The sequence below is a fragment of the Pseudorhodoplanes sp. genome (assembly GCA_032027085.1).
In the GTDB taxonomy this organism is placed as follows: domain Bacteria; phylum Pseudomonadota; class Alphaproteobacteria; order Rhizobiales; family Xanthobacteraceae; genus Pseudorhodoplanes.
In genome coordinates, this window is record JAVSMS010000001.1 from 4,187,361 (window position 1) to 4,213,067 (window position 25,707).

A 25,707-nucleotide genomic window follows, 5' to 3' on the forward strand; every position below is an offset into this window, starting at 1 on the left:
GCGCGACCGGGGAGCGCCTGTCGATCAATTCGCTTGATCGGATATCTCTTTCTCGATCGCTTCACCGATGGTCAGCAAGCGATGATCATCATGGTCGAAACGGGCGAGCATGAATCCCACAGGCGCCTCTCCGGCGACGTGGCAGGGAATGCTCAGCGCGCAACCGTCGAGAAAATTGACGTAGGTCGGGTTGCGTAGCATGAGAAGATTGATCTTGTGATAGCGATCATCATCGGTGTCGAGGTCGGCAATTGCCGGTGCAACGATCGGGACCGTGGGCATGACCAAGGCGTCGAAACCCTGCACGCGTGACTGGATCGACCGAATGAGCGCGGCGCGCTTTTCGCACAGCCACAGATAGTCTGCCGCACTGATCGTCTCACCGCGCGCAATCCGGACGGCGACCCGCGGGTCGTAGCGGTCCGTGTAGCGTTTCAACAGCTCCCGGTGCCAGGCGAAGGCCTCGGCGGCAGGAAAAGTCGCGATCCTGGCGGCGCTTTCAATCTCGACAAATTCGGTTACATCGATCTCGGTTATCTGCGCTCCGGCGCTTGCGAGCCGGCTCAGCGCCCGTTCGAATGTGTGCCCGACATGTGGGTCGACATCGTCCAGCGCCCGAGTCTTCGGAACCGCAAGACGCAATCCCTTTACAAGGACCTCCTCCGCCGGTTCGACGGCGCACCCGCTCAGCACGCCGTCGAGGATGCGGCAACATCGAACGCTCGCAGCCAACGGTCCGATCGAATCAAGCGACGACGACAGCGGCAAGGTGCCGGATGTCGGAATTCTGCGCGCGGTCGGTTTGAATCCGACAAGTCCGCAGAGCGCCGCCGGAATGCGGACTGATCCTCCGGTATCGGTGCCAATGGCGCTCAGCGCCATGCCGTCAGAAACGGAAACGGCTCCCCCGGACGAGGAGCCGCCGGGAATGCGACGCCCCTTGCGATCAAATGGATTGGCCGGGGTTCCGTAATGCGGGTTCAGACCAAGACCGGAAAAGGCAAACTCGGTCATATTCGTTCGCCCGACAATGACCGCGCCGGCCGCGCGCAAGCGCGCGACGACCACCGCGTCCCGATCGGCGGGCGCGGCGTCAGAGAGCACAACCGATCCGGCCGTCGTCGGCAGCCCGCGAACGTCAAACAGATCCTTGACTGAAACTGGAATTCCGCCGAGCGGCCCGGTCCATATGCCCGCTTTGCGGCGGCGGTCCACTGCATCCGCCTCGGCGCGTGCCGCCTCCGCAAGCAATTTTGTAAAGACAAGAGCTCCCTCGCCCTCAGACGAGGTCGCTTTCTCCAGACATTGATCAGTCAATGCTCGGCTTGAGAGCTTGCCGTCTTCGAGCGCCTGTAGGGTCGATTCAATCTTGCGCATCGTCCATCCGCCGCCGTTCATTCAGGAGATGGAGCTCAGCGCACCCGATTGCGGACCGACCGTTGGTCTCGAATACGCTCAGACATAATAATGGATCTCGAACAACACGCACCCGCCGATCGATTTGAACGGGCCGTGATGAACACCCGGCGGACGGCAAGCGTAGGTGAACGGAAGAAAGCTTTCTCCGCCCTCCCCCTTCTCATCATTTCCAACAATGAGATCGCCAGACACCAGGAAGACTTCTTCCCAATAGTCGTGAACAAAGGGCTTGATCGTATATACACCGGGCGCAAAGCGAAGCAGACGGGATCGGTTTCCACTCTTGCCCTGCTCGTCAAGCGAGCCTGACAGGATTTTCTGCTGAATCCCCGAAGGATAGCCGGGCGGTGTCTCCCAACCCGATTCCATATCGACGGCCTTGAACTCGTCGTGCAACTTGGGATTTTTCATCGCGCCGACAGCCTCCTACTCACACTTGCTGGGTAATGTTGCGCTGAAAAGCGTTGATATGTTCGCGCATGGCGTGCTCCGCCGCTTCCGGCTTTCGGCTCCGGAGCGCTTCGACAATCGAGCGATGCTGCGTCAGTACGCGCCGGTGATGATCCGGGTCACGGAGCGATATGAACCAGAAACGCAATGAGCGTTCGTGAAGGTTGCGCAAGGTATCGGCCAGGACCTTGTTTCTTGCAGCTCGGGCCAAGGTGTCATGAAATTCGCGATCCAGCAGCATTAACCGTTCAACGTCGCGCGTTTCGGTCGCTTCTTCCGACTCGTCCAGGATTTCCTGCAGACGCTGCAATTCGGCATCATCGGCTCGCTCCGCCGCGAGCCGCGCGCAATAACCCTCGGTCACCGTGCGCACGCCGACAATTTCCATCGCCTCGTCGATACTGACCGGGCGAACCATGATGCCCTTGCGGGGCAGGATCGAAACGAGATCGTCCATCATCAGCCGGTGAATCGCCTGATGGATCGGAGTCCGTCCGATCTTCAGTTCGGTGGATACCGACGCCTCACTCAGCACCTCGCCAGGACGATAGTGGCAGGTAATGATTCGGTGCTTGATTTCATTATAGGCCTTGTCGAGGAGCGAGCCCCCGCGCCGCCCGCCAGCCGCCTTGCGATCGGGGGCGGTACCGCTCCGCTTTGATACCGACCGCTTTTTCATATGCTCTCCCTAGCCAACGATCGGCAGCGCAACAATTTCATATGAATGCGAGATTTTACGCCCCAGGACAGGGTCAGATAGCTCAAATGAGAACCCGCTTGAAGGCCGAATACCACCGATCGCGGCCAATGTTCCACAGAACATCGCCGACCCGTCAGTCAGTTTGCCATCCGCCTGATACCCGGCAACGATATCGGCAGGCGCAAGCATGGCGGTTACGGACCCTTCCTGATAGATGCGCCACTCACCATTCTCCTTTATCCAGGAGCGCAACTGAAGCGAATCCCAGTGTCCGATGACATCCTCAAAGTCCCAGAGATCGGGAGCTAGTGGTTTCTCGCAAAGCTGCTTCGATACCGTGATATTGTAGGTTTCAACCTTGCGGTCGGTATGATCCGAACCGGCACCCAGCCACATTCGATCGCCATCGCGAATCAGCACAAACTCCACCTCGCCGCTCGAACTGTCGCCGACGACCTCAATTTGCCCGGCAGTCGTCAACAGCGATCTGGAAACCCGATAATAGATGGGAGTCGAGGACGGGCGAGCCACCCCAAGCGCCTCAAGCTCGGCAATGTGCTTTTCACGTGCGACGGGATCGCGTCCGGTCCAGCCGGCAATAATCGCCGAATTCAGCACAATCGGCCGGTTCTCAACGTTGTTGCGGCCATGGACGCGAAACGTCAAAGGCCGCTCAGCAGTCTTCTCCTGGAAATCAACTTGCATAGTGTCGCCGACGGGTCGCTCCAGTTCGATCTTCAACGCCATTCCGTGTCCCTAGTCCGCAGCTTTCCGGATTTGCCTTGCGCGTCTGCTGAAGATCCCAATTCAGCTTGGGACGGCCCATCCAACGTGAGGCGTCCATAAATCCTCCTCGGGACAATGGACGCAGCCCGAACGACATCATGAGGCGGCCTTGATGTCAAGGTGATATTTCACAACAATTTAGGAAAAGCGAGGCTGCGTTTACCGCTTAGGACCTCACCTGCGCGCAATATCTCGCTCATCCGGGCATCCGGCTCACCAGCCCTGACGCACGGCGACCGGCGCCGCAATCAAACGCGCCTCACCCAGCGCGCTTCTTCGCCGTCTCCAGCACGGCATCCACCATGCCGGCGTAGCCAGTGCAGCGACAGATGTGACCGCTCAACATTTCACGCACGTCCTGCTCCGACGGCGACTTGTTCTTCTCCAGATACGACTCTGCGGAAACCAGGATACCGGGCGTGCAATAGCCGCACTGTAATCCATGATGGCGACGAAACGCCTGCTGCAGGTCATTCAGCGATCCATCCTGGCTCGTGAGGCTGCGAACCGTGGTCACCTTCCGACCTATCGCCTGGACGGCAAATACCAGACAGCTTCTGGCCAATTTGCCGTCAAGAAGCACGGTGCAGGCTCCGCATACGCCTTGCTCGCATCCGACGTGCACTTCCGGGCGCCCCAGCTCTTGTCGCAGGAAATCACTGAGGAGCATTCGCGGTTCGGCAAAGCCGCGCACTTGTTCTCCGTCCAACGTGAAGGTGACTGCGTGTCGTTCGCCTTCTTTCAGTTCGAGCATTGTGCAGCCTCCTCAATCACTTTGCGTCCAAGCCGCCGCACCAGATCCCGGCGATAGGCAGCGGTCGCATGCTGGTCGTCGGAGCCTCCCAAATCCCAGGCAAAGTCATTCAGTGCGTCGTCCATTTCTGCCGTCTGCAATTTTGGCCAGTCGCGTATCGTCGGCTTGTCCGCGACTCCTCCGATTCCAAGCCTTACCGATTCTCCCGACACAATCGCAGCGGCGGCGCAGATGGCAAAATCTCCATGCCTCTGGGTCATTTCCGTGAATGCATATCCGGTCCGCGGCTTTCGCTTCGGAAAGCGGACCGCGACCACCAGCTCATCGAAATTGCGAGCTGTCGTGAGCATCCCGCTCTGGAACTCAGATGCCGGCAACACGCGTTTTGTGCGCGTCGATTGCAGCACCACGCTGCCGCCCAGCGTCGCAAGGCAAAGCGGCAATTCGGAACTCGGATCCGAGTGAGCGATGCTTCCGCAGACGGTGCCACGGCTGCGCGTCTGCAGATGGCCAATATGAACCATGGCTGCGGTCAGCAGCGGCACCGTGTCTGCCAGCTTCGGCCAGGCCATGAGCTCGGCTTGCGTGGTGGCGGCCCCGATTTCAATCGAATCGCCGTCTTCGCGAATATAAGCGAGCGCTTCGAGACGCGAGATATCGACCAGCGCTTTCGCTTCGATCAAGCGAAAGTTCATCATCGGAACGAGAGACAATCCGCCGGCGATGACGCGGGCGTTGTCGCGATATCGTTCCAACGCCTGCAATGCCTCATCGAGATTGGCCGGGCTTACATAGGTGAATGGACGCGGTTTCATGTATTAAAATCCGAGAGCTTTGAGAAAGCGCCGCCACCAAGACAATCTTGGCGCACGATCCTCACCCAGCTCGGCGGTCAGACGCTGGAAGAACTGTGCAATCACGACCTTTGTGGCGCCGTCGAGCATTCGGCCGCCGACAGCCGCCACCTTTCCGCTCACCTCCACTGTGTAATCGTAGTCAATCCGGGTTCCCTCGCCTTCCGATGTCAGTCGCACACGCCCCGAGCCCACTGAAATGCCGAGTGGCCCATCAAGACCGCCGGACAGGGTTGCTGCGTTCGGCGGCTCAAGATCCGACAGGGTGACATTGGCGGTGAACCGCCCCTTGATGACGCCGACGCCAAGCGACACTTCCGCGCGATAGCTGTTCGGCGCAACCTGATCGAGCTGGTGACAGCCGGGTATGGTGCGCGCCAGCACTTTGGGATCAAGGAGTGCGCGCCACACCGCGTCCTGCCGTGCGGGGACAAGGAGGGATCCCGTTCCCGACAGAGCCTTCGCGCCTGGCCGCGCCTGAAGCGGAGCCGCGGCTGCTGGCACAGAATCACGTGGCACGGTCCGCCGCGGCTTCTCGGTTTCACCCATCAGCGCCTTGACGCGCGACGGAGACAACGGAAGCTTCACATCCTTGACGCCGAGAGCGTCCGCGACTGCGTTGGCGACGCAGACGGGAGTGCTCATGACGTTGCCCTCCGCAATCCCCTTCGCTCCCAGAGGAGAGAGCGGGGACGGGCTCTCCATGTGCAGAATCACGGGCCGCGGAACTTCGCATGCTGTCGGGCACAAATAATCGGCGAACGTGCCGGACAAGAAGCTGCCGTCGGAGCTGTAGACAAACTCTTCATAAAGCGCACAGCCAATACCCCAGCCAAACGAGCCGAGCACCTGGCCTTCGGCCAGGAGCGGATTCAGCAATCGTCCGGAGTCGTGCATCGTCACATACTTGTCGATGCGCACCTCGCCCGTATCCCGATCCACCTCAACGCCGCAAAAGTCGAACACGAACCCGTAGGTCAGCGACGTATTTATCTGGTCGGCATCGTTTGGCGGCTCCAGCTCGGGCGCAGAATAGGACGCGGTCTCGGAAATTCCCGGCGACATATCCATGGGCAGTTCGCCAGGCGACCAATGCGCGGTCCCCGCCAGCCGCGAGAAGCGAATGGAATTGTCCGGATTGCTCCTCGAAAACACCATCCCGCGACCAAATTCGATGTCGTCCACCGATACGTTGAGCGTTTGTCCGGCGATCTGCGCAAGCTTGGTTCGAATCTTCTTCGCCGCGAGTTGTGCGGCAACGGCTGTCGATGACGAAAACCGGCTCGAATAGTTGCCGGTTGCGATCGACCACGCGTCCCTCTGCGTATCTCGCTCCATGTTGCAGCGGATATCGTAGGGATTGAGGCCAAGCTGATCGGCTACGATCTGGCTGAGAACCGTGGCGTGGCCCTGCCCTTGCGGGAGACTGTCGGCAGTGACACTTACCGTGCCCAGGCAATCGACATGTACGGTGGCATAGGCGACGTTGCCGCCTTTGGGCCCCGCTTTCTTGCGCTCCTCGACCGGTACGATGGTGCTCAGATATCCCATATTTGACTGAGCAGGCTCGACCACCGCCGCAAAACCGATACCGTAGAGCCGCCCCTCGGCCCGCGCTTTGTCGCGCCTCTGCCGAAGAGCCTCGAGTTCACCGTCACGTTCGGCAATTGCGATGGCAGTCTGATAGTCGCCCGAGTCAATCAGTGCTCCGGCAGGCGCGCGGTAGGGAAACGAACCCGCCGGAATCAGATTCTTGCGGATGACGTCGAGCGGATCGAGTCCAAGCTCGACCGCAACCCTCTGCATCAAACGCTCTAATCCGAAATAGATTTGAGGTCCGCCAAAACCGCGAACCATTCCCGAGGGAGTTTTGTTCGTCATCACCAGCTTGTTGGTGATGCTCATGTTCTTAACGGCATAGGCACCGGTCATGATGCCATGTTGCCGGTAAAGCGGACCAGGCATCGGCGGCCGCAAATAGGCGCCGTAGTCGTCGATCTGCTCAAAGCGCAGCGCAGTGACGGTCCCGTCGCGCTTCACCGCCGCTTGCGCGTGTATGACGCGGTTGGGTGCGGCGATTGCCGCAGTAAGATGCTCAAAACGATCCTCGACCCATTTTACCGGTCGGCCGGTTCGCTTCGAGGCAATGCACATCAAGACGACGTACGGGAAAATTGCCTGTTTGACCCCGAACCCGCCACCGGAATAGGCAGGAGTCCGAATGCGCAATTGCGAACCTTTGCACCGCAGCGCTTTTGACATCACCGGGTGAACTGTGAACGGTCCCTGAAAATTGCAAAGGACGTCGTAAACGCCTTCGCCCCCCTGGTAATCAGCAACGACAACATAGCCTTCGAGAGGCGTCTGCGAGTTGCGCGGATAATCGACTGTCAGCGAAACAACCCGATCCGCCTCCGCGAAGCATCGATCTGGGTCGCCGTAGGTGAAGTGCCGCTCGGACGGTACATTGGATCCCACGGCGGGATGGACAAGCGGTGCGTCTTTCTCCAGCGCCGCCAGCGGCGCAATCACTGCCGGCAGCTTTCGATATTCAACCTTGATGTCGTCCAGAGCATCTTCGGCAATGTAGCGATCATCGGCGACCACGACGGCAACCGCCTCTCCCACAAATCGCACCCGATCCACCGCAAGCGACCACTGGTCCATCGGTTGGCGAAGCACGATCAGGAATGGATCCGAATCTTCTTTGATCTCGCGTCCGGTGAGCACTGCCACGACACCGGGGCGCTTCAGCGCGGCTGTCGTGTCGACACCCACGATCTCGGCATGCGCATGCGGCGATCGCAGGATCGCCGCATGCAGGGTTCCCGACCGCACAGGCAAATCGTCGGTGTAATAGCCGCGGCCGGCAAGCAAAGTCGCGTCTTCGATCCGCTCGACTGGACGACCCACCCAAGGGCCTTCACCCGCGGATTTGGAGCTTGGCGTCACGGTAGACATGCCTATTGCAACCTGTAAAACTATTGTGATATTTCTTATATCCTCCAGTTTGGAGACCATGTCAACGGCGATTTCAGGCATTGGCCGAGACGCGTGATGGCTAGGAAGAACGAAATGGCAGGCGATAGAATTCACCGCGTCGACATTGATGAAAGCACAATCCCCAATACCCTGAATTTCTCGTCCCCTTTCAATGTCGCCGTGCCGTTTATCGATCGGCATGTCGCCGAGGGACGAGGACAGACGGACGCTTTGCGCCATCCACACGGAAGCGTCACATATTCGCAGTTGGCGGAGAATGTCAGCCGAGCAGGCAACGCACTGCTCGACCTGGGTTTTAGGCCCGGCGAACGCCTGCTAATGGCCTCGCTTGATGATCCGATGTTTTTTTATGTTTTCTGGGGCGCGATCAAGGCCGGGATTATTCCGATTGCGGCAAGCACCTTCCTGAAAGGCGGCGATTACCGTTTTCTCGTCGCGGACTCGCAGTGCGCGGGCTTCGTTTATTCTTCAGCTTTGGCCACTGAAGCAACTGCTGCAAGGGATTCTGATTCGAATTTGCGGCTCATGCTTCCAATGGATGGCGACAATTCGATTGCCGAACGCATGAAGGGGGCTTCCCCGCATCTGGAACCGGCGCCCACGACTGCCACAACGGACTGCTTCTGGCTCTACTCCTCGGGCTCGACCGGCAACCCAAAGGGAGTCGTACACGTTCATCGCGACATGATCGTAACCAGCGAAAGGTACGGGCGGCGCATTGCGGGTATTGATCCTGACGACATCGTGTTCTGTGCCAGCAAGTTGTTCTTCTCTTTCGGATTTGGCGGCGGCATGACCTTCCCGCTTTGGCGTGGCGCGTCAATCGTCGTGCAACCGGAAAGAACCACCGCGACCCTGGCGCTTGACTATATCGAGAACTCCGGCGCCACAGTGTTCTTCGGCGTTCCGACGCTCTATGGTCAAATGGTTCAAGAGCTGGAGAAGCGCCCTCGAAAGCTGCCCCGACTGCGGCGCTGCCTGTCGGCCGGCGAAGCGCTGCCAGCGCCCATCTTCAACAAATGGAAGGATTTGACCGGCGTTCCGATTCTGGACGGCATTGGCTCGACCGAGGTTCTGCATATTTTCGTGTCGAACCGGATCGACGACATCAGGCCAGGCACGTCCGGCCGGCCGGTCCCCGGCTACGAGGTCAAGATCGTCGATGAAAACGGCCAGCCGGTCAGACCGGGCGAAGTGGGCACGCTCTGGGTCAAGGGTGAATCGAACGCGCGGTGCTACTGGAATAATCCGGAAAAAACAGCCGAGACCATGCGCGGCGAATGGCTGAATACCGGGGACGTGTACTACGTCGATTCCGATGGTTATTACGTCAACGCCGGGCGCGGCGATGACATGCTCAAAGTCGGCGCCATGTGGTGTTCTCCCATCGAAATCGAATCGAAGCTGCTTGAACATCCCAAAGTGCGTGAAGCGGCGGTGATCGGACGCGCTGACGAAAACTCACTGATAAAGCCCGCGGCTTATCTGGTTTTGTCCGATCCAAAGGATGAAAACGAGCAAACCGTCGCTGAGCTGCAGAAATTCTGCAAGGACCAGCTTGCCGGTTACAAATACCCGCGCTGGTTTCATTTTGTCTCCGAACTTCCAAAAACCGCAACCGGCAAGATTCAGCGGTTCAAGTTGAGACAGTTGCCCGCCTGATCATCGTTCACTCCCAGTCTCAGAAGAAGGAATTAGCAATGGCGTTTGAAGCACCAATTTCGAGATGGCGGGAGCGCGTTCTGCCGGAATGGCTCGATTACAACGGTCACATGAATGTTGCCTATTTCGTCCTGATCTTCGATCACGGAACGGACGCGTTCTATCCCCTCATCGGATTGGGGAAACCTTATCGGCAGCGGACCGGAAAATCGACTTTCGCCGTGGAGACGCACATCACGTATCAGCGTGAGTTAAGCGTCAACGAAGAGGTGCTCGTGACCACGCAATTGTTGGGATATGACGAAAAGAGAATCCATTACTTTCACCGCATGTGGCATGCGGAGAAGAACGTGCAGATGGCGACGCTCGAGCAGCTCGCGCTGCATGTCGACCTGACGACCCGCAAGGTCGAGCCCATGCCTGAGGAATCTCAACGGTTGCTGGCTGAGGTCTGGCAAACGCACAAGGATTTACCACAGCCCAAAGAAATGGGCAGCGTCATGTCGGTTCATTCTAGACGGAAGTAAAAGCGGTAAGAAACGCCTGCCCTGTGACCGCGGCGTTTTTTGTGTCAAGGTAAAGCAGCGTCAGGCCTCGGAGTATTCCGCAGACCTCGCTGCTTTATCTCCCAGCAGAACCTGTCTGAATTCAGGCCGCCTGCCGCTGATAGGGGCTGATTTCACCTCGCTCAATCAACAGCGAACTATCGACGATCTTGTCGAGAAGCTTTGGCGTTGATTCCGTGATCAGCAGTCCAAGTTCCGGACGGCTTTTGCGCAATCGGACAAGTGTTTCGGCGTAGGAAAGCGCCAGCGCGGGCGCCAGGCCCTGAAACGGTTCGTCGAGCAGGACATAACGCGTGCCGATCATGAGCGCGCGTCCAAGCGCGACCATTTTGCCCTGGCCGCCCGACAATACGCCGCCAGACCGATTCCTGAATGCACCGACCTCCGGCAGCAGCGTGAAGATTTCGTCCAGCCGGCGCTTGCGCTCCTCGTTTGACAATCGCAGCGCGACTGCCGGCAACAAAAGGTTATCCTGCACAGAAAAATCAGGAATTAACCGCCGGTCTTCGGGGGCATAGCCGACACCCAGACGAGCCCGGTCATGTGAGGGAACGCCAGTGAGATCCTGGTCGTCGAGCAATATCCGGCCGCCTTGCAGCGGTAGAAGCCCCATGATTGACCGCAATGTCGTCGTCTTGCCGGCACCGTTGCGACCAATAAGCACCGTCGTCTGCGACGCCGGGACGTCCATGTTGACGTCGCGGAGCACGATCTGGTCATGAAAGCGGACGCGGACCTGTTCGAGGCGAAGCATCAACCCACTCCAATAACGCGTTCAAGCACGTCGGCGCTACGCAGAATTTCTCCTGGCGCGCCCGCGGCAAGGACTCGGCCCGAGCCCCATACCAGGACCCGGTCGGCATATCGTTCGACCATGTCCATGTCATGCTCGACGAAGAGCGCGGTGATTTTCTCCGTGCGCAATACCGAGACGATCTTGTCCATCAGCGAGAACTTCTCGGCCGTGCTGACACCACTGGTCGGCTCATCAAGCAACAACAGCCGCGGCTTCAGTGCCAATGCGATTGCAATATCCGCAAGCTTGCGCATGCCCTCTGGCAGAGTCGCGGTCGGATGCGCCGCGGCATCCTCCAGCGACAGAAGGCTCAGCGTCTTGCGAGCCTCCGCCAGATAGTCCTGCTGCGCCAGCGGTCGCATGGCTTGCCAGATTCCCCGCCGAGCCGCGATCGCAAGCATCACGTTCTCGATCAGCGAGTGACCGGTGAAGAGTTGGGGGATCTGGAAGGCGCGCGCGATGCCGCGCCGCGTAATCTGGCGCGGAGAGAGATCGGTGATTGAATGACCTTCAAAGGTCACGCTTCCTTGCGTGGGGCTGATATAGCCCGTGCATAAGTTCAGGAAGGTGGTCTTTCCAGATCCATTTGGGCCAATGACAGCAACAAGTTCGTGCGGGTGAATATCCAGATCAACCCCATCGGCGGCCCTGACGCCGCCGAAGTTGATGTGAAGATCACGAACGGAAAGGATCGGGGTCATTGCGCCTTTTCCTGCTTCCTGACGCGCATGAGCAAGCCATAAAGGCCCTCCGGCAGAAAGAAAATCACGACCAACAGCGCAATGCCAATAATGGCATTCCACGCATCGGCCGCAAAGCCGACCGCGAATGTGCGGATCAGTTCAAGAAAGAACGCGCCGATGAACGCACCCGGCGTCCCGCCGATCCCGCCGAGCACGGCAATCAGAACCAGTTGACCCGATATTGTCCAGTACGACAGTTCCGGAACAATGTGACCAACCGCCATCGCCGTCACAGCGCCCCCCAGCCCCGCTAGAGCCGCCGAGGCCGTGTAGGCGATGAGAATGACGCTGCGCGCTGAAACACCCAGATATTCCAAACGCACTTCGTTACTGTGAACCGCGCTGAGCGCCTCGCCCAGCGGGCTTCGCAAGTAGCGATCAACAATCAGCGCTGTGCCGACCATCAGCAACAGAGAACCGTATTGCAGGATCGGATTGAAAGCTGCGCGGCTGAGTTCGAATCCAAGCAATGTTGGTGTTGCGACGCGAAGCCCGTCGGTGCCGCCGGTCAGGTGGTACATCTTGGACAATAACGTGAAGAACACCATCGAAACGGCAAGATTGAGCATGGCGAAGAAGATCGCGCGGTAGCGCACCATGAACGCACCGACCAGCAACCCGGCCATTGTCGCAGTGATTGTCGACAGAACGAGCAGCAACAGCAGGTCCTGAACGCGGCCATCGCGCATCAAGAACGCCGTGGCATAGGCGCCTACGGCAAAATACAAGGCATGGCCAATCGAGATCAGGCCGCCCCGCAAGAGCATTGCAACACCAAGCGCGGCCAGGCCTTTTCCCACCGCCAAGACAAAGACAAAGCCCAGCCACGGAACGGCCAATGGCAAAATGGCGGCGGCGACGGCAAGACCGATAATATGACGAAAAACCATCTCAGATCCGCCTCAGACCAACTGAGCCGAACAATCCATAGGGACGCACCAAGAGGACGGCGAGCATGACGAGATAAGGAGCGACCGGCTGAAATTCGGGCGCAAAGTATATGGCTGCCGATCGCGTCAGCCCCACGAGGATCGCGGCGAGCGCGGCCCCCTCGATCTGTCCAAGGCCACCGATCGCGGCCACCGCAAAGGCAAGCACGATCGTCTCAGATCCGAGTCCGGGCGCAACGCCGACAGTTGGAGAAGCCAGGGCGCCGCCCAGAGCTGCAAGAAAAACACCGAGGGAAAATGCCAGGATGAATACGCGTGAGGAATCGATGCCGAGCGTCTGCGCAACTTCCTGGTCGGCAACCACCGCCACGATGAGCTTGCCGATGCGCGTATGTTTGAGCATCAGGCGCAGCCCTATCGCAACTCCTATCGCCATTGCAATCAGCAGAAGCTGATAATTAAGATAAACGATTCCGCCGATCTGGCTGATGCCGAAAATTTGCATAGGCGCGGCGTTGGAATAGGGTTGCACGCCAAACAGCAGCTTCTGTGCATCTTCCAGGATGAGGAACAATCCGAACGTCACCAGGATTTGCAACGCCTCTGGACGTCCATAGGTCCAGCGCAGCAGCGTTCGTTCAATCAAGGGTCCTAGCAGAACCGCGATCAAGATCGGGCTGACCACGAGCGCGGCGAGGCCCAAGATGGGTCCGCCGCGCCCGGTCAACCAGATGCCGATGACGACACTGGCGTAGGCACCAAGGGCGTAAAAACTCCCATGGGCCACGTTGAGGATCCGCATGACGCTGAAGACAAGCGTCAACCCAACGGCGACAAAGAAGATCAGTGCCGCGTCCGCCAAACCGTCGACGACCAAAGGAATGTAGGCAGAAAGCATCGTTTATTTATAGGAGCCGGGCTTCGGCAATGTGGCCAGCACGTCCGGCTTGAGTTTCGCGATCCATGCGATTGGATCGATGCCGGCAGGAGGCGTGACGGCCCTGGCCGGGTAGCGAACCATTTGCCCCATGATCGGGAACGGATAGGCGGGATCCTTCACGGTGACGCCGACAATCTGATCAACGAGACCGTCATGGTCGGGGCGCAGCTCCAGTGTTCCTGTCAGGGTTTCCGTCTTCAGATTCCCGGCGGCTGCGATCAAGTCCTCGCGGGTCGGCCAGCGGTCCTTGTTGGTCGCCAGCGCCTTTTCATAGATCGCCTTCACGGCATAGAGCGTGTTTGCCATCTTGAAGGACGGGAACACCGGATACTCATTATAGCGCTTGCGATAGCTTTCGACGAAATCCCGGGTTAGCGCGTTCGCCTGCGCATGCGGGGATTTCCACCAGCCGTCGCCAATCACGCCGACGATCACACCTTCCGGAAGCAACGTGCCGACCCGCTGCAGAACGGATTCGCCGAGCGCCAGGATCACCTTCCCCCGGCTGAACAATTGGCGGGGCGCCGCCTGGCGGACAAAGTTCTCAAGGTCCGCTCCCCACAAGTTGGAGAAGATCACGTCCGGCTGGGCCGCCGACAAGCGCGAGATCTCGGTATTGAAGCTCGGCGAGCCGAGCTTTGGATACAGCTCGGCGACGATTTCAACGTCCGGCTTAAGCGCCTTAAGAGTTTCCTTGAAGATCAATCCGGCATCGCGACCGAACGCATAATCCGGATTGATGATGGCGGCAGTCTTTACGTTTGGATTGACAGAGAGAAGATACAGGACGGAAGCAATAAACTCCGGAACCGTGCTGCTGTTGGTTCGGTAGACATATTGATACTTATCCTTCAAGAACAACTGATGCGTGTCACAATTCCACATGAATGTGGGCATCTTCAATTGCTCGGCAACGGGCGCCAGGGCCAGACAATTGCCGCTGGATAGTGCCGCAATCATTGCCTGATTGTTTGTGTCTGCAGCCAGACGCCGAAACTCGGCAACGACGCCGTCAGTCCCCTGCCCCTCGTCGACATAGATCGGCTTGACCTTGACACCGCCAATGCCGCCCTGGGCGTTTATCTTTTCAAGCACCAATTCTGCGGCGTTGCGACCAGGCATGCCGTACGCGGCCGCGGGGCCCGACGTGAACGTAAATATCCCCATTCCTATCTCAGCGGGTTTACCGGTCTGAGCTGGCACCGACGTTGAGCCCGCAAGGGCAATAGCGAAAGCAAGGGCCAAGCGCTTCATATTTAGTCCTCCCATGTTTTCCCAAAGGCATTTGGCCGACGAAATGAGGGGCGCGGCAAACCCGAGTGGAAAATCCTGCGCTTCATGCTACCTACCACATCGGTGATGTCAAGGTGATATTTCAGATGCGAAGCAGAGCACTACCGCTCTCATTTCCGAATGGTCCGCGGCCGTGAAACTGACCCTCCTTGAGGCAGCGGAGGATGAAGGATCTAAGATTTTTTGGGCAATCAAGAAGCGCTTATCTGAAGCAAGATGTCGCGGGGTGCTTCGTTCTTGCGTCCCCTCTTGCACAGGGACTGCCAGCCAGGGTTCAGGTCCAAACGTTCAGATACGAACCGCGCTGACTGTTCGCGCGCGCGTCGTTTCCTCTCGGCCTCCTCGGCGTGGCGGCGCAATTCGGCTGCCCTGGCAGACACGTGTTCACGCGCGTCCATGATTTCCTGCGCCCGTCATCGCGACGCACCGCACCGACTTTTCGGAGCGCCGCGGATGCTGAGTGATCCTTGCAAAGGCCCCTTTTTAAGACTCCTTGCAAAGTTTGTGCCTGAACTCGGCGGTCACAGGGGCATCGCCATCCACGTCAGGCAACGACACTTGATCTTCTCGCGTTCCGGGATGACCGCCAGCATTTCGCGCAGGTGATCTTCGGACATTGCCGCGTTGGTTCGCTTCGGTCAGAAGCAGGCAAGGCGATCCCTATCCGGTCTCGTCAAATTCCGCTTCGCACCGCAGGCGGCGCGTGCCCAGCCTACGATGCGCGATGCAGAAAGACAGGCAGCCCTCTCTTGTTTGTATATAGGGGACGGTAGCGCTCGATGTTGTACGTGGTGGCGACATCCATCTTGCGCGGCCCGAGCTTCGGATCAGGGATGGGCACCAGCTCGTATTTGCCCTCTACAAGCGCCGACATGACGCCGGTCTTGCCATCCAGCATGGCGTCGTAGGCCATATTGCCAAAGGTCAAGCCCACAAGCTTGTCGAGGAAGTCCGGATTGCCTGAGCGCAGATCGTAGGTGAGGTCGGACACGATCGTCTCCTGGCCGGTGCGCCGACCAATCTCGTCGGCAAGCATCTCAGCCACATTCGCCTTTTTACGGTGCCCAAATGCGTCGGGTTCGCCGTATTCCCGCGTTTCATAGCCCTTCCACTCTGCGCCTTCGCTGAGCACAACCAGGGCGTAATTGCCCGGGCTCGTTTGCTTGTCCTCAACGAGCAGCCGGATGAGTTTTCCAAGATCGACCTTGTATTCGGGAATGACACAACGGATCGAGGTAACATACGCGGTGTAGAGCGCCGTAAATCCGGCATCGCGGCCGAAGACGCGGAAAATGCCGATCCGCTCGTGCGACGCGACGGTGGTTCGCTGACGCTGAATAGTGTCAGTTGCGCGGGTGATTGCTGTCGAGAAGCCGATACAGTACTCGGTGTTGCGGACATCGTTATCCATCGTCTTCGGGACGGCTACGATCTTGACGCCGAGCTTGCTGAGTTCGGCCGCATAGCCGAGCGTATCATCGCCGCCAACGACTATAAGGTGCTCGATGCCCAGCGCCGAAAGGTTCGCCAGCACTTGCTTAGAGACATCCCAGGTCTTGGCGGCGGCGTCGCTATTGGCACTCGGGGTAACCGGAAAATCCTCGGCCGCGAGGTGATCGGGAAGCCTTTTCATTTTGGACGGGTTGGTCCGGCTCGTATGCAGCACGGTCCCGCCGCTCCGGTCGATGGTGCGCGTGTTCTCGCGGTCCAGGATCATGACATAGCGCCTCCTGCTTGCCGGGTCCTCGAGATTGAGGTGCGTAAGTCCCTCCCAGCCACGACGGAAACCGATGACCTCAATACCGTTCTCGCTGCCGCGGTAGGTCACGGTCTTTATGACCGCGTTGAGGCCAGCGACATCACCGCCGCCAGTGAGAATGCCGATACGCTTTCGAGGCATGATCAGACCCTCAATCGCACTTTGCGAACTCGTCCGGTCCCTACTCCGTTCAGCGTGAGTTCGGTTGGTCTCGTTGTTGCAACCGAAGTCCGCATTTCGCAATTGACTGCAAACCCATGAATGTCGCCGCTGGGTGCAAGATGATGCTTGACGGAATAGCTTCGATGTACTTTCGAAAGCGTCCTTTCTGTTCGAATCGCGCGCGGAATTTCGAGCGTGCCATGAATTCGGTGAGCCGCGGGGCAATCCCACCTGCGATATAGATGCCGCCCCGAGCGCCGAACATCAGAGCAACATTTCCGGCGACCGTTCCCAGCATTGCACAAAACAGGTCCAGCGCCGAGTTCGCGACTGGGCAGGTGCCGTCCAGCGCTGCCTTCGTAATCTCGGCGGCATTGCGCTTTGGCGCGCTAACTCCATCAAGCGCAACGACGGCGTCATACAGATTTTCTAGCCCGCTACCAGAAACGACCCGCTCCGCCGATACGTGGCCGAAACGCCCGCGCAGATAATTGATGATGGCATCTTCACGTTCGGAACTGGCTGCCATTGTCGCGTGGCCGCCTTCGCTTGCAATGACAATTGGGCCTTGAGCTCCCGGAACAATGCAGGCCACGCCGAGACCGGTTCCAGGCCCAAGCACCGCCATTGGTTTCCCCGGTACGCCTTCGCCATCCCCCAGCGGATATAGATCTGCTGTTGTCAGGAGCGGCAATGACATGGCGGTTGCCTGAAAATCATTGAAGATACGCACCTTCTCAAAGCCAAATGCCGCACGCAGCTCTGCAACATCGACTGTCCACGGGCAATTCGTGAACACGCAACGATCTTCGTCAATCGGACCGGCGACAGCAAGTAACGCCTCAGACACCGACATCTGCCGACAATGACGGTCCAAGTAAGCTTTAACGGCATCGGCAAATCGAGGGAAATCAGCTACCGCAAACCAGCTGATCGGGCCAAGGGCACCATTCGACAATAGTGCAAATCTCGCGTTCGTGGCACCAATATCGCCCAATAACAGGTGCTCGCCTGCGAATGCCATCGAATCCTCCAGCGGTGCTTGTATAAATTATACGCGCCTTTCTGAGGCGCAAGCGAGACGGCTCAACGGACGCGAACGCCGCTATTGAACTAACAGGACGCTGGATGCGCCGCCGCATTGTCATCGTCAACGACAAGATGCAGAAGGGCTATCGCTACGTTCTGTCTGCGTCGGCCGGCCGTGATTTTGACCCGCAGTTCCGCCCCGATTTGACGCCCAAGCAGATGCTTGAACTCGGCGTGTTCTGCGGCAAATACCTGACCGATTGTCGTGACGAATTTCCTGCCAGTTGGTTCGCACGCGCGAAACTATCGCCTTCGGGTCGCGACAGCTCCTTGAACTATTTCGGCGTGGACGCCAGCCAACCCTTGTCGGAATGGCGAAGAATGGGCTGGATACATCCGGACGATCCGCGCGGCTGGTTCCAGTGGTACTGCCGGTACTACATGGGTCGGCGCCTTCCCGAAGAGGACGCTCGCCAGATCGGACGCTGGAAGGCGATCAGGCGACACGTCTCACAAATCAGGAAGCATTGCGAACCGGGCGATCCGACTTGCCGGCCGCGCCAGCGCCAAGCGCTGCTGCATTGGGCCTACGACAGCCGAAGAATTTAGAGATCAAATCGTCGTTCGTAGCGGCTACCGGCCGTCGCCACTCAAGGCGTCGACACCGACATCATAACCGTAAAGCAAGAACAAAAACTCGGGGCTTGGGCTCGCTCAGCCGGGGCGATAAGCCGCCGATTGCGCTGCTGAATCACGACGGCGCAACGAACCCGCCATCGTGACAGAGCCGGGCCTGCTGCCGGTGTTCGAGATCCCTCCACGCAGGCGACGACGCTCACCCGAGCGATGGGCAGCTTGCGTGAGCACAAAGGCATTCTCTACGGAGGGTTTCCGCCGTTTGGCAATTGACCTGGCGCAATGACGGGCTTGGATTTAGGTTACTCACTGCAACTTCCGCGAGGAATTGACTCAAAGGAGGAAGATCATGGCTGAAGACTGGGCTGCCGACGTCAAAAAATACGCGAGCAACGCGGACGACAATACGATTGCCGGGATTGTCCGCTATTGCGGGATCGCACTGCAAAAAAGAGATTCGTCACTTGTGTCCTTAGCGGACAAAGAGGAAGTCGGACGTGTACGCGAAAATTTTCTGAAGAAAAAGCTCGGCTTGACGAACACGGACACTGAACTGGATGAAGCGATCTCGGCAGTCGCAGCCAAGATGAAGGGCGATCGTACGAAGAACCGGGTTACGCTCTACTATCTTCTGGCCGAACATTTCGGGAAGCTCTCGGCTTTCACCTGATCAGACTTGCATGAAGTGCCGCTGCGCGGAAGGAGGAGCCGCCATGTCAGGAACAATCATCATTCCGGGAGGAATGTGATGTACGGCTTCGTCGCTGATATTGAGAAACTAACGGAAGAGAATGGCGATTTCCGGCGAGTGCTCTACACGAGCAAGAACCTTCAACTTGTGCTGATGGCGATCAAACCTGGTAGCGAAATTGGCGAAGAGATTCACACCGACCGCGACCAGTTCTTCCGCATTGAAAAGGGCACGGGAGAGGTCGTGATTGACGGACATCGCTCGAAGATCAAGGGCGACGATGCCATCATTGTGCCGGCAGGTGCTCGCCACAACATCATGAATACCGGCGAAGAACCCTTACGGCTGTACACCCTCTATGCGCCGCCGGAGCATCGCGACGGCACGGTGCACGTGACAAAAGCTGATGCCGAAGCTTCGGAAAGGCATTTTGACGGCAAGACAACTGAGTGACGCCCCTAAGTCCTGAGGCCCACTGCGGTCGCGATGGAGTACGTGGTGATGGATGCGTCTTCCTGGTTCTCGCTGCTGGGTTTCGCCGCCGCGTGCTTCCTCGTGGCCATGACAGGCAGCTTCTTCCGGCCGGGTGACTGGTACGAGGGCTTGAAGAAGCCAACGTGGCGACCGCCTAACCGGCTGTTTGCACCGGTGTGGACCGTTCTCTACTTGATGATCGCTGTATCCGGCTGGCTGGTTTGGCGGGAGGCCGGGTTTGCCGGTGCCGCACTGCCGCTCGCAGTCTATGCCGTTCAACTCGTTCTCAATGCCGCGTGGACGCCACTGTTCTTCAGCCTCCGCCGTCCTGATCTCGGGTTCGTCGACATTGTTCTAGTCTGGCTATCAATTGTGGCGACGATTGTACTCTTCATGCCGATCCATGTCGGAGCCGCCTTGCTGCTCCTGCCCTATCTTGGGTGGGTCACATTCGCCACGGCGCTCAATTTTGCGATCTGGCGACTCAATCTTTCACCATCACAGAGCTAGCAAGAAGCAATGCTCGACCGCTGCTCCCCATATTTCTCTCAGATTGATTGAACGCTGCAGAGCATTCTCTCACCTGACCCGCCGGGATGCGGTGGCGCCGCGACGAAGGACTGCCGATTATGCCCCAGGACGCCGCGACGACAATCGAAGATGACTCGGCACACCCGCAGGTCGCACTGCGGCGCTCGCTCACGGTTGCGTCGCTTCTTTTTTACGGGATCGCCATCATCGTAGGAGCGGGAATTTACGTCGCGATCGGTTCGGTGATCGACCGGGCCGGTGCGGCGGCGCCGCTGTCGTTCCTGCTCGCGGGCATCGCCGCGACAATGACCGGCCTGTGCTACGCGGAACTGGCCAGCCGGTTTCCGGAAGCCTCCGGCGCCGCAGCCTACGTTAAGCAGGGCTTCGGTTCCGACCGCGCAGCACAGGTGACCGGTGTCGCTTTGACGCTCACGGTCGCGATCGCCGCCGCCTCGATTGCTAGCGGTGCGGTCCATTATCTCTCTCTGCTCATCCCCCTACCGCCAACCGCCCTGATCGTGCTGTTGGTGGCAAGCTTCACACTGCTGGCGATGGCGGGGGTACGGGAGAGCGTCGGCTTCGCGGCGGTTATCGGCGCGGTCGAGATCCTGGGCCTTGTCATCGCGGCCGGGGTGGGTTTCCTCGCTGCCCCTGCCTTCGACGTCGTGGCCATGTTACCGGTAAGCCTCGCCGCATGGCAGAGCGTTGTGAGCGGCGCCTTCATTGCGTTCTTCGCCTTCATCGGCTTTGAGAGTCTGGCCAATATGGCGGAAGAGGCCAAGGACCCTCGCCGCACGGTCCCCTACAGCATTGTCGGCGCGGTCTCGCTCAGCACGTTGCTTTACGTCGTGGTCGCAGCGGCCCTGGTCTTCGCCGGTCGTGGCGGCCAAAGCCCCCTGATCGACCTGTTCCAGGGCTCACACGCAACGCTGTTCGCCGCCGTGGGTGCTCTCGCCATCGCCAATGGCGTCTTGGTCGAGATCATGATGTTGGCGCGACTCTTCTATGGCATGGCCCGTCGGCGACAACTTCCCGCCGTGCTCGGCCGCGTCCATCCGGGAAGCCGCACACCGGTCGTGGCAACTTTACTCGCCGGCGGTATCGTGTTGGTAACCGCATTGCTGATTCCGTTCGAGCGGCTGCTCGCGCTTGCCAATGCTCTGACGCTGGGCATTTTTTTGGTCGTCGATCTCGCGCTGTGGCGCATCCAGCGCAGGCAGCCAGCTGGCGAGGGCGTCTTTGCAGTGCCGCGTTGGGTGCCACCAGCCGCCGCGGCGCTTGCCGGCGGGTTAATCGTGGCGGAGGCTATCTCATGACGGCAGCGTTTTGAGACGAGGGTGCGGTGAATATGGTTCGCCCGGAGCTGCTATTGCAGCTGCTTGCACACCTATTCCGATTCGATCGTGCCCGGCGGCTTTGACGTGACATCATAGACGACGCGATTGACGCCTTTCACTCCGTTGATGATGCGGGTGGCGACGTGGCCCAGGACCTTCATGTCGAAGGGATAGGAATCCACCGTCATGCCGCAGTCCATCGCGGCGCTTCTATCCCAAAGGCTCCCTCCGCCGCGCTTGACAGATTTGGACCGTCGTCCTAATAATTAGGACATTCGTCCAACTCACTCACACAAGCAAACGGGTTCGCCATGTCCGCACCAATCGATATCTATGTCTGGGCCACGCCCAATAGCTGGAAGATTACGATTGCGCTCGAGGAAATGGCGCTTCCCTATAATGTGCGACCGGTCGCGATCGTCAAAGGCGAGCAGTTCAAGCCTGAATTCCTCGCAATCTCCCCGAACAACCGGATTCCCGCAATCGTCGATCCCGACGGCCCGGACGGCGCACCGGTGTCCGTGTTCGAGTCGGGCGCAATCCTGAGCTATCTCGGCCGCAAGACCGGAAAGTTCTATCCCGCCGACGAGCGCGGCCGCACCGAGGTCGAGCAATGGCTGTTCTGGCAAATGGCAGGTGTCGGACCGATGTTCGGCCAGGCGAGCCACTTCCGGAACTACGCGCCCACTCTCGTCGACGACCCGATCAAGATCGACTATTCGGCCAAACGCTACGACAACGAGGTAAGCCGGCTGCTCGGCGTGCTCGATGCGCGGCTGTCCGGCTGCAGTTTCGTTGCAGGCGACTACTCGATTGCCGACATGGCGATCTATCCCTGGGTCGGCTATGCCGGACATCTCGGTCAGGACCTGGACGCGTTTCCGCGTGTGCAGGCCTGGCTCAAGCGGGTTGGCACTCGCCCGGCGGTCGTCCGCGGCATGGCGGTCGGGGCTGACCTGCCGCGCTCGTCGCCGCCGGCCGGCAGCGAGGAGCACCGCGAGTTCGCCAAGGCGCTGTTCGGACAGAATGCACAGACCGTCGTCGCCGCGCGACAGCAAAGTCCGCAGACATGAAAGACAGAGCGATGAGCGACAAGTCGACCCGCGACCACATCGTTGAAGCTGCCGATCAGCTCTTCTACCACCACGGCTACGAGCACACCTCGTTCTCGGACATTGCCGACGCGGTCAGCATCTCGCGCGGCAATTTCTACTACTACTTCAAGACCAAGGACGAAATTCTCGACGCAGTGATCGCGGCGCGGCTGGCGAACACGCAGCAAATGCTTGATCGATGGGAGCGCGAGGGGCAGACGCCGGTGGACCGCATTCGAAGCTTCATCCACATCCTCATCGCCAACCGTGCCGACATCAAGAAATTCGGCTGCCCGGTCGGAACCCTGAATATGGAACTCGCCAAGCTCGGCCACGACTCGCGCGCCGAAGCGAAGTCGCTGTTCACGCTGTTCCGCACCTGGCTGCGCAAGCAATTCACCCTGCTCGTCGGCAAGGAGGATGCGGACGCGCTTGCGATGCATGTCCTCGTCATCAGCCAGGGCGTCGCCACGCTCGCCGCCACGTTTCATGACGACAGGTTCATCGAGCGCGAAGTACAGCGGATTTGCGACTGGCTGTCGGCCTATACCCGCGCCGGCGCGCCTAAGACGCGACGGTCACGCACCAACTAGATGGAGCTATCGCAATGTTTATCGTGCTGCTGAAGTTTTCCGAGAACAAGGCCAAGGCCGCCGAATTCATGAGCGGCCACAATGACTGGCTCGGGCGCGGTTTCTCCGACGGCGTGTTTCTTCTTGCGGGAAGCCTCAAGCCCAGTCTCGGCGGCGGTATCCTCGCATACAACACGACGCGCGCGGAGCTTGAGCGCCGCGTGAATGAGGATCCCTTCGTGACGCAGGGCATTGTCGAACCCGACATTCTCGAAATCACCCCTTCAAGAGCCGGCGACCAGCTCGGCTTCCTGCTCGGCTGAACCCCGCAATTGGCCGCAAGGATCGCGCTGCACCCGGCGGCGCGCTTTGCTCCGACCCAGCTGCCACGCCAACCACGTGAGAAAGGAAAGCATCCAATGAATCCCCTGATTGGTCATGTCACGAGGTTCTGCGCCGCTTTGGCCATCACGGTTGCGAGTGCGGCTGCGCATGCGCAGATCGCGAAAGACGCCGTGTCGAAAAGCCCCTGGGGGCCCGCCGACGAGATCGGAGCTCTCAACATGATGAGCGATCAGTCGAGGCTCGATGCCCTGAAGATGGTCGCCGGCGGCAAGGTCTACGATCTCGCCGTCGACCTGTTCGTCGGAATGCCGACCTGTTGCGCCGACGCCTTCGGAGATCCGAGCTACCAGATCTGGAAGACGCATGAACCGCTCCGTCGCGAAGGCGAGCGCCTGGTTTCCCACTCGAGCGACGCAATCCTGATGAACACCCACACCGGGACGCATATCGACAGCCTCAACCATTTCGGACTCCAGGGCAAAATCTGGAACGGGGTCAGCGCAAGCGATGCGATCGGCGATCGCGGATGGGCCAGATCCGGCGCCGACAAATATCCGCATATCGTGGCCAGAGGAGTGCTCATCGACGTCGCGGCGGCAAAAGGCGCCAAGCACCTGCCCGCGTCCTATGCCATCTCGGTGGCGGACTTGCGGGACGCGCTGGAGAAGCAGCGCTCGAGGCTTCGGCCCGGCGACGTCGTCCTGATCCGGACCGGTCTGATGACGCTGTGGCCCGACAGATCGAAGTACCGCATCGCCGATCAGGCCGGCCTGAGCCTGGAGGCCGCGCGGTGGCTGGTCGAAGAGCAGAAGGCGATGCTGCTCGGCGCCGACAATTTCGGCGTCGAAAGCTTCCCTTCCAGGAATCCCGCGAATTTCGCTCCCTTGCACACCTATCTTCTGGCCGAGAAGGGCGTGTCGTTCATGGAAGTGCTGTGGCTGGAAGATCTGGCGAAGGATCGCGTGCATGAGTTTCTCTTCATTGCATCCCCGCTGAAACTCCGCGGTGCGACCGGATCGCCCATCCGGCCGCTGGCGATACCAATTCGGCGCCCAGGGTGATGTGTCGCCACCTCCTCCATTGAACGCACTCCTTTGCCGTCGGCTCCGGGCACGCCCGGAGGCCGGCGGAGACGACCAAAGCCGGATACAGTGCTGATGAGCAAAACGATCACAGGTCCCGACGGCAGGCCGCGCTGCCGCTGGTGCGCCGCGGCGCCCGAGTTCCTCGCCTATCACGACACCGAATGGGGATTCCCGGTCGCCGATGACCGTCGCCTATTTGAGAAGCTCAGCCTCGAGGGTTTCCAGTCGGGCCTGAGCTGGCGCACCATCCTGACCAAGCGTGACAACTTTCGGGCCGCGTTCCACGATTTCGATGTCGACAGGATCGCCCGCTTCACGCAACGCGACGTCGCGCGGCTGCTGAAGGACGCCGGCATCGTGCGCCACCGCGGCAAGATCGAAGCGGTCATCAACAATGCCAGGCGCGCCCGCGAGCTCATCGAGCAGGAAGGCTCGCTGGCGGCCTTCATCTGGCGCCATGAGCCGGACGCGAAACGGCTTGCGGCACCGCAGACCGCTTCGACCTCGGCGGAGTCCGTCGCATTGTCGAAAGAGCTGAAGAAGCGCGGCTGGGCCTTTGTCGGCCCAACCACTGTCTATGCCTTCATGCAGGCGATGGGGCTTGTCAACGATCACGTCGAGGACTGCGTGATCCGCATCAAGGTCGAGCGCGCCCGCAAAGCGTTCAGGCGGCCGAGAGGGTGACTACTCCCACTCGATTGTTTTAAGCCATGGTAACGCGATGAATTTTCAGCGCAAATTTTTTCTGTTGCGATGAAGGACCGTCTCGCCGATCCGTCACAAATTTGCGCTCTTGATTTCAAACACGAATTTCGACGATCCGCAGTTCGCTCGGTTTCATCGACTATCGATAACGATCGGTCGATTTCTTAAAATCTCTGATGACTACGGCGTCGCCGGCCGGCCTCAAAAAAGACCGTCAGCCACGGTTCAAGACTTCACCGACTCCCAAGCGTCGTCGAGTTGGTCAGCCTCGAACATCTGTAGTTCACCCTTCATCACCAGGCTGGCAACTCTCACGCACCATTCCTCCCATGCCGAGGCACCCTGCACATCACAAGCCTGCGACCGCGTCTAGACTAACCCTTGCTCTGACGGTGGCGCCGCGCGTTCGAAGCGTGCCGGGTGCGCCATCT

At 59.3% G+C, this 25,707-nt stretch carries 26 protein-coding genes and 1 pseudogene; 12 read left to right on the plus strand and 15 right to left on the minus strand.

Features of this window, described 5'->3' with window-relative positions:
- Window positions 1-24 precede the first annotated feature (24 nt).
- From RO009_20530 to RO009_20560, 7 genes are all read right to left on the minus strand, one after another.
- Window positions 25-1,377, minus strand: coding sequence for an amidase (locus RO009_20530; GenBank protein MDT3687422.1), 1,353 nt, complete (start codon window positions 1,375-1,377; stop codon window positions 25-27).
- Between the two features lie 78 nt (window positions 1,378-1,455).
- Window positions 1,456-1,830 (minus strand): cupin, encoded by a 375-nt coding sequence (locus RO009_20535; protein MDT3687423.1) that lies wholly within the window; start codon window positions 1,828-1,830, stop codon window positions 1,456-1,458.
- A 19-nt stretch (window positions 1,831-1,849) separates the two neighbouring features.
- Window positions 1,850-2,548 (minus strand): GntR family transcriptional regulator, encoded by a 699-nt coding sequence (locus RO009_20540; GenBank protein MDT3687424.1) that lies wholly within the window; start codon window positions 2,546-2,548, stop codon window positions 1,850-1,852.
- Window positions 2,549-2,557: 9 nt separating this feature from the next.
- Window positions 2,558-3,316, minus strand: coding sequence for a DUF2848 domain-containing protein (locus RO009_20545; GenBank protein MDT3687425.1), 759 nt, complete (start codon window positions 3,314-3,316; stop codon window positions 2,558-2,560).
- 298 nt (window positions 3,317-3,614) lie between these two features.
- Complete coding sequence (locus RO009_20550; GenBank protein ID MDT3687426.1) at window positions 3,615-4,109, minus strand: (2Fe-2S)-binding protein; 495 nt, start codon at window positions 4,107-4,109, stop codon at window positions 3,615-3,617.
- A complete protein-coding gene (locus RO009_20555) occupies window positions 4,097-4,924 on the minus strand; it encodes an FAD binding domain-containing protein (protein ID MDT3687427.1) in 828 nt (275 codons plus the stop codon). The genes RO009_20550 and RO009_20555 overlap by 13 nt, the downstream gene beginning before the upstream one ends.
- Window positions 4,925-4,927: 3 nt before the next feature.
- Window positions 4,928-7,876, minus strand: coding sequence for a molybdopterin cofactor-binding domain-containing protein (locus tag RO009_20560; GenBank protein MDT3687428.1), 2,949 nt, complete (start codon window positions 7,874-7,876; stop codon window positions 4,928-4,930).
- Window positions 7,877-8,020: 144 nt separating this feature from the next.
- Here RO009_20560 and RO009_20565 point away from each other — a divergent pair, with 144 nt between their 5' ends.
- Both RO009_20565 and RO009_20570 read left to right on the plus strand, forming a co-directional pair.
- Complete coding sequence (locus RO009_20565) at window positions 8,021-9,628, plus strand: benzoate-CoA ligase family protein (GenBank protein MDT3687429.1); 1,608 nt, start codon at window positions 8,021-8,023, stop codon at window positions 9,626-9,628.
- Window positions 9,629-9,666: 38 nt separating this feature from the next.
- Entirely contained in the window at window positions 9,667-10,155 is a 489-nt protein-coding gene (locus tag RO009_20570) for a thioesterase family protein (protein ID MDT3687430.1), read from the plus strand.
- 121 nt (window positions 10,156-10,276) lie between these two features.
- Here RO009_20570 and RO009_20575 read toward each other — a convergent pair whose 3' ends face one another.
- The 7 genes from RO009_20575 to glk form a co-directional block, all read right to left on the minus strand.
- Window positions 10,277-10,903: an ATP-binding cassette domain-containing protein gene (locus RO009_20575; protein MDT3687431.1), complete on the minus strand. Its 627-nt coding sequence runs from the start codon at window positions 10,901-10,903 to the stop codon at window positions 10,277-10,279.
- 44 nt (window positions 10,904-10,947) lie between these two features.
- Entirely contained in the window at window positions 10,948-11,691 is a 744-nt protein-coding gene (locus tag RO009_20580; GenBank protein ID MDT3687432.1) for an ATP-binding cassette domain-containing protein, read from the minus strand.
- Complete coding sequence (locus RO009_20585) at window positions 11,688-12,623, minus strand: branched-chain amino acid ABC transporter permease (protein ID MDT3687433.1); 936 nt, start codon at window positions 12,621-12,623, stop codon at window positions 11,688-11,690. Before RO009_20585 ends, RO009_20580 begins: the two co-directional genes overlap by 4 nt.
- 1 nt (window position 12,624) lies before the next feature.
- Entirely contained in the window at window positions 12,625-13,521 is an 897-nt protein-coding gene (locus RO009_20590; protein ID MDT3687434.1) for a branched-chain amino acid ABC transporter permease, read from the minus strand.
- A gap of 3 nt (window positions 13,522-13,524) precedes the next feature.
- Window positions 13,525-14,730, minus strand: coding sequence for an ABC transporter substrate-binding protein (locus RO009_20595; protein MDT3687435.1), 1,206 nt, complete (start codon window positions 14,728-14,730; stop codon window positions 13,525-13,527).
- An 838-nt stretch (window positions 14,731-15,568) separates the two neighbouring features.
- Complete coding sequence (locus RO009_20600) at window positions 15,569-16,756, minus strand: 6-phosphofructokinase (protein MDT3687436.1); 1,188 nt, start codon at window positions 16,754-16,756, stop codon at window positions 15,569-15,571.
- Between the two features lie 49 nt (window positions 16,757-16,805).
- On the minus strand, window positions 16,806-17,801 hold the full coding sequence (glk, locus tag RO009_20605) for a glucokinase (GenBank protein ID MDT3687437.1): 996 nt from the start codon (window positions 17,799-17,801) through the stop codon (window positions 16,806-16,808).
- Between the two features lie 104 nt (window positions 17,802-17,905).
- On the opposite strand from glk, the gene RO009_20610 reads away from it, so the two are divergent.
- The 5 genes from RO009_20610 (at window position 17,906) to RO009_20630 (ending at window position 21,454) form a co-directional block, all read left to right on the plus strand.
- Window positions 17,906-18,415, plus strand: coding sequence for a hypothetical protein (locus RO009_20610; GenBank protein ID MDT3687438.1), 510 nt, complete (start codon window positions 17,906-17,908; stop codon window positions 18,413-18,415).
- Window positions 18,416-18,791: 376 nt separating this feature from the next.
- On the plus strand, window positions 18,792-19,112 hold the full coding sequence (locus tag RO009_20615; GenBank protein ID MDT3687439.1) for a DUF2853 family protein: 321 nt from the start codon (window positions 18,792-18,794) through the stop codon (window positions 19,110-19,112).
- Window positions 19,113-19,190: 78 nt separating this feature from the next.
- Window positions 19,191-19,586: a cupin domain-containing protein gene (locus RO009_20620; GenBank protein ID MDT3687440.1), complete on the plus strand. Its 396-nt coding sequence runs from the start codon at window positions 19,191-19,193 to the stop codon at window positions 19,584-19,586.
- 48 nt (window positions 19,587-19,634) lie between these two features.
- The gene (locus tag RO009_20625; protein MDT3687441.1) at window positions 19,635-20,117 is read left to right on the plus strand and encodes a TspO/MBR family protein; all 483 of its coding nucleotides are present in this window, start codon (window positions 19,635-19,637) and stop codon (window positions 20,115-20,117) included.
- Between the two features lie 119 nt (window positions 20,118-20,236).
- Window positions 20,237-21,454 (plus strand): APC family permease, encoded by a 1,218-nt coding sequence (locus tag RO009_20630; protein ID MDT3687442.1) that lies wholly within the window; start codon window positions 20,237-20,239, stop codon window positions 21,452-21,454.
- A gap of 71 nt (window positions 21,455-21,525) precedes the next feature.
- Here RO009_20630 and RO009_20635 read toward each other — a convergent pair.
- A pseudogene (locus tag RO009_20635) lies at window positions 21,526-21,666 on the minus strand (hypothetical protein).
- A 120-nt stretch (window positions 21,667-21,786) separates the two neighbouring features.
- Here RO009_20635 and RO009_20640 point away from each other — a divergent pair.
- The 5 genes from RO009_20640 to RO009_20660 all read left to right on the plus strand — a co-directional run bounded on the left by RO009_20640 (window position 21,787) and on the right by RO009_20660 (window position 25,255).
- Window positions 21,787-22,548: a glutathione S-transferase N-terminal domain-containing protein gene (locus tag RO009_20640; protein MDT3687443.1), complete on the plus strand. Its 762-nt coding sequence runs from the start codon at window positions 21,787-21,789 to the stop codon at window positions 22,546-22,548.
- Between the two features lie 11 nt (window positions 22,549-22,559).
- Window positions 22,560-23,162 (plus strand): TetR/AcrR family transcriptional regulator, encoded by a 603-nt coding sequence (locus RO009_20645; GenBank protein ID MDT3687444.1) that lies wholly within the window; start codon window positions 22,560-22,562, stop codon window positions 23,160-23,162.
- Window positions 23,163-23,176: 14 nt separating this feature from the next.
- Window positions 23,177-23,464: a hypothetical protein gene (locus tag RO009_20650; GenBank protein MDT3687445.1), complete on the plus strand. Its 288-nt coding sequence runs from the start codon at window positions 23,177-23,179 to the stop codon at window positions 23,462-23,464.
- A gap of 96 nt (window positions 23,465-23,560) precedes the next feature.
- The gene (locus RO009_20655; GenBank protein ID MDT3687446.1) at window positions 23,561-24,547 is read left to right on the plus strand and encodes a cyclase family protein; all 987 of its coding nucleotides are present in this window, start codon (window positions 23,561-23,563) and stop codon (window positions 24,545-24,547) included.
- A gap of 96 nt (window positions 24,548-24,643) precedes the next feature.
- Window positions 24,644-25,255, plus strand: coding sequence for a DNA-3-methyladenine glycosylase I (locus tag RO009_20660; protein MDT3687447.1), 612 nt, complete (start codon window positions 24,644-24,646; stop codon window positions 25,253-25,255).
- Window positions 25,256-25,707 lie beyond the last annotated feature (452 nt).